Here is a 1829-nt window from a genome sequence, read left to right as displayed (position 1 = left end):
GCCGCCGCCACCTGGGCGAGCAGCCGGGCCGCCTCGGCGGGGGCCAGGGTGCCGGCGGAGCGGAGCCGTTCGCGCAGGCTGCCGCCGGCCACGAAGTCCATCACCAGGCCCAGCGACTCGCCCGCGCTGAACAGGTCGCGGACGCCGACGATGTGCTCGTGGCGCACCATCATCAGGATCGTGCGCTCCTGCACGAAGCGGGTGACCAGCTTCGGCTGGCGCAGCAGGCCCTCGTGCAGCAGCTTGACCGCGACCTGTTCGCCGGAGGTCCGCTCGATGCCGCGCCAGACCGTGCCGGTCGCGCCCTGGCCGACGGGGCAGATCAGGATGTACGAGTTGCCGACGCACCGGCCACTGAGGTCGACGGTGGCGGGCTCGTCCAGGCCCGCTCCGTTCGCGGTGGAGTCTGGCTGCACGTGTCGTGGTGTCCTTCCCCGGGCTGCTTCGCTGGCGACGACGATCGTGGTGGTCGATGCCCGGGGCGGCAATGGCACAGTGCCCGAACTGTCGTAGAGAGTCAGGTCATCGCACCTGCCGTCACCATTGCCCCGGATACTCGTTGGGCCGACGCGGGATTTCGGTACGAATGACCGCGCCGTTCCGGGGCAATCGCCCGCCATGACCATGACCGACACGACGGCTGCCGTGGCGACCAGGGACGTCGCCGCCGACAACGCACTACGGCAACTCGGGACCCTCCTCAAGGACAGCGGCTACACCTTCACCACCGTCACGCCGGCCACCCATCAGCGGGTCAACGACCGCCCGGGGAACGCCCGGGCCCGGTCCGCGCGGGACGTGTTCGGGTGGAGCCGCCCGTTCGGCCCCGGCGTGCTGCCGGCGGAGCTGGTCGAGCTGATGGACGCGGCCGGTGTGCTGGACCGCGACGGTGACATGTGGCGGAGCCTGGTCCGCTTCTCCTCGTACGACGGCGAGCTGTTCGTGCACTCGGCCTTCCCCACCGCCGCGGCCGACTCGGTCTTCTTCGGCCCGGACACCTACCGGATGGCCGACGCCGCGGCGGCCCACGTCGAGACCCGCGAGCGGCCCGTCCGCCGTGCGGTGGACATCGGCTGCGGCACCGGGGCCGGGGCGATCACCGTCGCCAAGCGCGCGCCGGAGGCCGAGGTGCTGGCGGTCGACATCAACGACGCGGCGTTGCGCTTCGCCCGGGTCAACACCGGACTGGCCGGGACCCCGGGGGTACGGCCGTGCCGCAGTGACCTGCTCAACGACGTCGACGGCGACTTCGACCTGATCATCTCGAACCCGCCGTTCATGATCGATCCGGCCGGCCGGGCCTACCGCGACGGTGGCGGGGAGCACGGGCACGACCTGTCCCTGGCGATCATCGACGCGGCCGCCAAGCGGCTCGGGCCCGGTGGTTCCCTGGTGCTGTTCAGCGGTACCGGCATCGTGGACGGGCGGGACCCGTTCCGGGCGGCGGCGGCCGAGCGTCTGACCGGCACCGGACTCGAGTGGTTCTATCGTGAGGTGGATCCGGACGTCTACGGCGAGGAGCTGGACGGGCCGGCGTACGCGCACGCGGAGCGGATCGCCGTCGTCGTGCTCACCGCCGTCCGCCCGGGCTGAACCTCGAGAAGTGCCGACCGTCGAAACGGTGGTTCCTTGATGCCCATGACCGTGGGTGTGGAAGAAGAGTTCCTGCTGCTGGACCCGGTCACCGGGGAGAACTCCCCGGCGGCCGAGAAGGTGCTGGCCGGGCTCGGCGACGACGCCCGCGCGCAGAGCCGGCTGGAGGTGCGGCACAGCATGGTGGAGATGGTCACCGGCGTCTGCACCGAGCTGGCCGAGGTGCGCGAGCAGCT

The 1829-nt window shown here is 71.7% G+C and carries 2 protein-coding genes and 1 pseudogene; 2 read left to right on the top strand and 1 reads right to left on the bottom strand.

Annotation, left to right across the window (positions count from 1 at the left end; all coding sequences use genetic code 11):
* On the bottom strand, nucleotides 1-416 hold a 416-nt coding region (locus tag AB0C29_RS46515; RefSeq protein WP_360834537.1), incomplete at its 3' end, for a protein kinase domain-containing protein.
* A 202-nt stretch (nucleotides 417-618) separates the two neighbouring features.
* Here AB0C29_RS46515 and AB0C29_RS46510 point away from each other — a divergent pair.
* Nucleotides 619-1593 carry a class I SAM-dependent methyltransferase gene (locus tag AB0C29_RS46510; RefSeq protein ID WP_360834535.1) on the top strand — a complete coding sequence of 325 codons (975 nt, stop codon included), beginning with the start codon at nucleotides 619-621 and terminating at the stop codon, nucleotides 1591-1593.
* A 39-nt stretch (nucleotides 1594-1632) separates the two neighbouring features.
* Nucleotides 1633-1829: pseudogene (locus AB0C29_RS46505) on the top strand (carboxylate--amine ligase); the annotation flags it as partial.

Source organism: Actinoplanes sp. NPDC048791 (assembly GCF_040650095.1).
Lineage (GTDB): Bacteria > Actinomycetota > Actinomycetes > Mycobacteriales > Micromonosporaceae > Actinoplanes.
This window is presented reverse-complemented; position numbering and strand designations above follow the sequence as displayed.

What these genes read in the sequence shown, in the direction of transcription:
- AB0C29_RS46510 (WP_360834535.1), top strand. Translation starts at nt 619, where the DNA reads ATGACCATGACCGACACGACGGCTGCCGTGGCGACCAGGGACGTCGCC.